A 5,470-nucleotide genomic window follows, 5' to 3' on the forward strand; every position below is an offset into this window, starting at 1 on the left:
CTTCGGTGCCCCACTCGTAAGTCTCGTCGAGGTCGATCTCGGCTCCGAGGAAGCGCCGCGAGTGCAGGGCGTAGAGCTCGCGACCGACCGCATCCTTCTCTGTGGCCGCGGGCGCCAGCTCGTCGGCGAGAAAGCCGGCGAGCTCGTCGTAGGCGACACGGGCGGCGTCGGCACGCTCGGCGAGATCACGGGCGAGGGATGCCGGCAGCTGGCCCTCGGCGGGAGCCGCCTGAGCCGCGAACTCGGCGAAGAAACCGGTGTCGGCCGTGTACCGGTGCAGCTGGGTGACGACCTCGACGACCTGACGGCGCGCGGGGACGACTCCCTGCGCGATGCCCTCGCGGAGGGTCTGGATGTAACCGCGGACCGCGCCGCGCACCGCCCGGAGACGCTCGCCGATGACGGCCCAGTCCTCGACCGTGTCGGTGGGCATCAGATCGAACGCCGATCGGATGTCTTGTGCGGGAGAGGCGATGACGTTGAGATCGCGCAGGTGCCAGCGAGCGTCGTGCAGATCGAGCGCCAGACGGAGACTGCCCCCGAGGTCCGCCTGCGTGACCGCATCGATGGCGTCAGCCGGGATCTGCGCGTCGAGTCGCGTGAGCGTTGTGCGCGCCGCGTCGGCGAAGCGCTGCGCCCCCTCGGGCGAGAAATCGTCGAAGCGCCCGTTGTACTCGAAGCGACCGATGTAGGTTCCGAGCGTCGGGGAGAGCTCGGCGAGAGTGTCGACCCACGCCTCGGCGACCTCGTCGATCTTCGTGGGTGTCCGCTGTGCGTCCGTCATGGCCTCGAGCCTACTGACCGGGGCCGACACGACTCAGTGGGCGGCCTCGTTCCAGTCCGCGCCGCGCCCGATCTGCACATCGAGGGGAACCGTCAGCTCGGCCGCGTCGCCCATGCGCGCGCGGACGATCTCTTCGGCGGCATCCCACTCCCCGGGCGCCACCTCGACGACGAGCTCGTCGTGGATCTGCATGAGGATGCGCGAGCGCAGACCGGCCCCGCGCAGCGCATCGTCGATGTGGAAGAGGGCGATCTTCATGATGTCGGCGGCGCTGCCCTGGATCGGCGCGTTGAGCGCGGCACGCTCGGCATTCTCTCGCAGCACGCGGTTGGGGCTGGCCAGATCGGGGAAGGGACGGCGACGACCGAAGATGGTCTCGGTGTACCCGTCGATCCGCGCCTGCTCGACCGATCCGCGCAGATAGTCGCGGACCGCGCCGAACCGCGCGAAGTACTCGGTCATGAGCTGCTTGGCCTCGGACTGCTCGATGCGCAGCTGCTTGGACAGACCGAACGCCGACAGGCCGTAGACGAGACCGTACGACATGGCCTTGACCTTGGTGCGCATCGCCGGGGTGACGTCGGCGGGCTGCACGCCGAACACGCGCGCGCCGACGAAACGGTGCAGATCCTCCCCCGTGCGAAACGCCTCGACCAGCCCCGGATCCTCGGAGAGGTGCGCCATGATGCGCATCTCGATCTGGGAGTAGTCGGCGGTCAGAAGGGCCTCATACCCCTGACCGACCTCGAAGGCACTCCGGATGCGACGCGACTCCTCGGTGCGTACGGGGATGTTCTGCAGATTCGGTTCGGTGCTGGACAGACGACCGGTCTGACTGCCCGTCTGCACGTAGGTGGTGTGGATGCGGGCGTCGGGACCGATCGCGACATCGAGGGACTCGATGATCTGGCGCAGCTTCGTCGCCTCGCGGTGCTGGAGCAGCAGATCGAGGAAGGGATGCGGGTTGCTCTCCTGCAGGTCGGCGAGCACGGCCGCATCGGTCGAGTAGCCCGTCTTGGTCTTGCGTGTCTTCGGCAGCTGGAGGTCTTCGAAGAGCACCTCCTGCAGCTGTTTGGGCGACCCCAGGTTGAACTCTCGGCCGATGATGGCGTACGCCTCGCGCGCGAGCGTCTCGGCACGAGCCCCCAGATCACCGGAGAACGACGAGAGCTTGGCGTGTGACACGGTCACCCCCGCCAGCTCCATGTCCGCGAGCGCCGTCAGCGTCGGCATCTCGATCTCGGAGAGCACCCGCGTAACGGACGCCGGCATGTCGGCCAGCAGAGCGTCGGCGACCCTGAGGATGTACCACGCGCGCTGACCGGGGGTCGCCCCCTCGGTCTCGGGCACGAGCTGATTCGGGTCGGCCTCGGGCAGCGCCTCGCCCAGATAGCGATCCACGAGGTCGGCGAGGTTCTTGTCGGGAAAGCTCGGGCGCACGAGCCACCCGGCGATCAGCGTGTCGTGCGCGACGCCGGCGACCTCGACTCCCGCCCGCCGGAGGAACTTGAGCTGCGGTTTGGCGTCGTGCATCACCTTCGGTGCGGTCGAGGCCAGCCATACGGTGAACGCCGAGAACACCGGGTCGTCGTCGGCGGGCATCCACGCGAACTCCACGGCCTCGGCCGATGTGGCGAGGCCGACACGCGCGGCGGCCGCCGTCGGCTGCGGGTCGCACACCATCGCGATGCCCGCCGGGTGGCTCTCGAGCGCCGCGGCGATCCAGCCATCGAGCTCGCCGGGCGCGATCTGCCGTGCGGGAGCGGCGGTGGGCGCCGCGGCGGGAGCGTCCGTCGCCGCCCTGGCCGAGGCATCCGCTCCCGTCGCCTCGAAGACGCGTGGCAGGAGTGTGCGGAACTCGAGGCGGGCGAAGATGTCGCGCACGCCCTGCGCGTCGATCGGGCGCACCGCGAGGTCGGCCGGTGCGACGGGCAGTTCGACGTCGGTGAGCAGGCGGTTCAGCGTGCGGTTGCGTCGCACGTCGTCGAGGTGGTCCCGCAGGTTGCCGCCGACGACACCCTTGATCTCGTCGGCGCGGGTGAGCAGCTCATCGAGCGAGCCGAACTGGGTCAGCCATTTGACCGCCGTCTTCTCCCCGACCTTCGGCACACCCGGCAGGTTGTCGCTCGTCTCGCCGACGAGAGCGGCGATCTCGGGATACTGATGCGGCGGCAGCCCGTACTTCTCGACGACGGCCGCGGGATCGTAGCGCTTGAGCTGCGAGACGCCCTGAACGTTCGGGTACAGCAGTGTGATGTCGTCGGTGACGAGCTGGATCGTGTCGCGGTCTCCGGAGACGACGAGGACGTCGTATCCCTGCGCGGCCCCCTGGGTCGCAAGCGTGGCGAGGATGTCGTCGGCCTCGATGTCCTCCTGCTGCAGCACCGTGATGCTCATCGCCGCGAGGCAGTCCTGCAGGAGGGGGATCTGCCCCTTGAACTCCTGCGGCGTCTCGCTGCGGTTGGCCTTGTACTCCGCATACTCGCGCGTTCGGAATGACACTCTCGACGTGTCGAAGGCGACCGCCATGTGCGTGGGCTTCTCAGCCTTGATGAGGTTGACGAGCATCGCCAGGAAGCCGTAGATGGCGTTGGTGTGCTGGTGATCCTTGGTCGTGAAGTTCTCGACGGGGAGGGCGAAGAAGGCCCGGTAGGCCAGCGAGTGGCCGTCGACGATCATGAGGGTAGGCTTTGCGGAGTCCGGCACCCTGACAGCCTAGTCAGGGGTTCCGACACCGCCCGCGGCCCCGTGCGAGCGCCGCGGCTCCGCCTCCCCCGTCCAAGGAGTCCCGTGAACGACCATGCCGCATACCCGTCCGCACTCGAGTGGGCGCGGGCGCGCGGGGTCGGTGCGCTCGCCGAGAAGATGGGCTTCGAATGGGTGGAGTTCACGCCCGAACGCGCCGTCGCCTCCCTCCCGGTCGAGGGCAACACGCAGCCCGTGGGACTCATGCACGGCGGGGCGTACGTCGTGCTCGGCGAGTCCCTCGGTTCGATGCACGCGAACTTCCATGCCGGCGAAGGGCGGCTCGCGGTGGGCGTCGACATCAACGCGACCCATACGCGATCCGCGACGTCCGGACGGGTCACGGGGGTATGCACCCCGATCCATCTCGGGCGCACCATGACGGTGCACGAGATCGCGATCAGCGACGATCACGGCCGTCGTGTCTCGACGGTGCGCATCACCAACCTGCTCAAGGATCTGACGCGATCAGCCCGCTGAGGGATCTGATCAGGCCTGCCTCGTGGGTCAGGCCTTCTTGGGAGCGAGCTGCTCGATGATCGCTTTCGCGACATCCTGCATCGTCAGGCGGCGGTCCATCGACGCCTTCTGGATCCAGCGGAAGGCCTCGGGCTCGGACAGCCCCATCTTCTCGTTGAGCAGCCCCTTCGCGCGGTCGACCAGCTTGCGCGTCTCGAAGCGCTCCACCATGTCGGCGACCTCGGCCTCGAGCGTGATGATCTGCTGGTAGCGGCTCAGTGCGATCTCGATCGCGGGCAGCAGGTCGTTCGGGGTGAACGGCTTGACCACGTAGGCGAGCGCACCCGCCTCGCTCGCGCGCTCGACGAGCTCCTTCTGGCTGAAGGCGGTGAGCAGCACGACCGGCGCGACGTGGTTCTTGTTCAGCTTCTCGGCGGCGCTGATGCCATCGAGCACGGGCATCTTGACGTCCATGATCACGAGGTCGGGGCGCAGCTCGGTGGCGAGCTGGACGGCGGTCTCGCCGTCGCCGGCCTCGCCGACGACCTCGTACCCGTTGTCGCGAAGGATCTCGACGATGTCGAGGCGGATCAGCGACTCATCCTCGGCGACGACGACGCGTCGGGTGGTGGATGCCGCGGGCTTGGCGTTCAGGTCTTGCTCAGTCACCTTTGAATCCTACGGTATCGTCTCAGGCGGACGCGCGGGCAGGCCGCTCGCGCGGGCCGGTGTGGCGGAATGGCAGACGCGACCGACTCAAACTCGGTTGCCCGAGAGGGCGTGTGGGTTCGACTCCCATCACCGGTACCGCAGCCCCGACGGCACACGCAGACGGCGGCATCCCCGCAGGGATGCCGCCGTCTGCGTGCTGTCGGGGCGGGTCGTCGGGCCCCGAACCGCTACTCGCGCGTCTGGTAGATGGGCGCGGCGCCGTGCACGGCGTCACCGACCTTGTGGACGCGGATGTCGTTCGTGGAGCCGATGATTCCGGGAGGTGAGCCCGAGATCACGACGACCTTGTCGCCGATCTTGGCGAGGTCGTTGGAGAGCAGGTAGTCGTCGACCTGGATGAACATGCGGTCCGTGTGGGCGACGTGCTCCACCAGCGTCGACCGGATGCCCCATGTCAGCGCCATGCGGCGGCGGATCGCCGGGTCGGGGGTGAACGCCAGCATGGGGATCTTCGGGCGCAGACGCGACATGCGGCGGGCGGAGTCGCCGGACTCCGTGAAGATGCAGAGATACTTCGCCTCGACGAAGTCCGCCACCTCGATCGCCGCGAGGGTGATCGCCCCGCCCTGCGTGCGCGGCTTGTTCGTCAGCGGTGCGATGCGCTCGAGACCGTGCTCCTCGGTCGAGGCCACGATGCGCGCCATCGTCTCGACGACGACGACGGGGTACTCCCCCACGCTCGTCTCGCCCGACAGCATGACCGCGTCGGCGCCGTCGAGCACCGCATTCGCAACGTCGGAGGTCTCTGCG

The 5,470-nt window shown here is 68.5% G+C and carries 5 protein-coding genes and 1 tRNA gene; 2 read left to right on the plus strand and 4 right to left on the minus strand.

The annotated features are described in order from the left end of the window. Together DI573_RS13575 and polA are read right to left on the minus strand one after the other, a co-directional pair. Positions 1 to 784: DUF885 family protein (locus DI573_RS13575; protein WP_292815366.1), on the minus strand; the 784-nt coding region annotated here is incomplete at its 3' end. A 33-nt stretch (positions 785 to 817) separates the two neighbouring features. Further along, complete coding sequence (gene polA, locus DI573_RS13580; RefSeq protein WP_292815368.1) at positions 818 to 3,490, minus strand: DNA polymerase I; 2,673 nt, start codon at positions 3,488 to 3,490, stop codon at positions 818 to 820. Between the two features lie 159 nt (positions 3,491 to 3,649). Here polA and DI573_RS13585 point away from each other — a divergent pair, with 159 nt between their 5' ends. Then, positions 3,650 to 4,009 carry a hotdog fold thioesterase gene (locus DI573_RS13585; RefSeq protein ID WP_292815375.1) on the plus strand — a complete coding sequence of 120 codons (360 nt, stop codon included), beginning with the start codon at positions 3,650 to 3,652 and terminating at the stop codon, positions 4,007 to 4,009. A 27-nt stretch (positions 4,010 to 4,036) separates the two neighbouring features. Here the strand turns inward: DI573_RS13585 and DI573_RS13590 are convergent, their stop codons facing one another. Beyond that, the gene (locus tag DI573_RS13590) at positions 4,037 to 4,657 is read right to left on the minus strand and encodes a response regulator (RefSeq protein WP_292815370.1); all 621 of its coding nucleotides are present in this window, start codon (positions 4,655 to 4,657) and stop codon (positions 4,037 to 4,039) included. Between the two features lie 55 nt (positions 4,658 to 4,712). Here DI573_RS13590 and DI573_RS13595 point away from each other — a divergent pair. After that, positions 4,713 to 4,795, plus strand: a tRNA-Leu gene (locus DI573_RS13595). Between the two features lie 92 nt (positions 4,796 to 4,887). On the opposite strand, the gene DI573_RS13600 is transcribed toward DI573_RS13595, so the two are convergent. Then, positions 4,888 to 5,470 (minus strand): pyruvate kinase (locus DI573_RS13600; protein WP_292815372.1); only part of this gene is annotated, 583 nt, incomplete at its 5' end.

The organism is Microbacterium sp. (assembly GCF_003248605.1).
In the GTDB taxonomy this organism is placed as follows: Bacteria; Actinomycetota; Actinomycetes; order Actinomycetales; family Microbacteriaceae; genus Microbacterium.

Coding starts and splice junctions, on each gene's coding strand:
- DI573_RS13585 (WP_292815375.1), top strand. CDS start 3,650: ATGGGCTTCGAATGGGTGGAGTTCACGCCCGAACGCGCCGTCGCCTCC.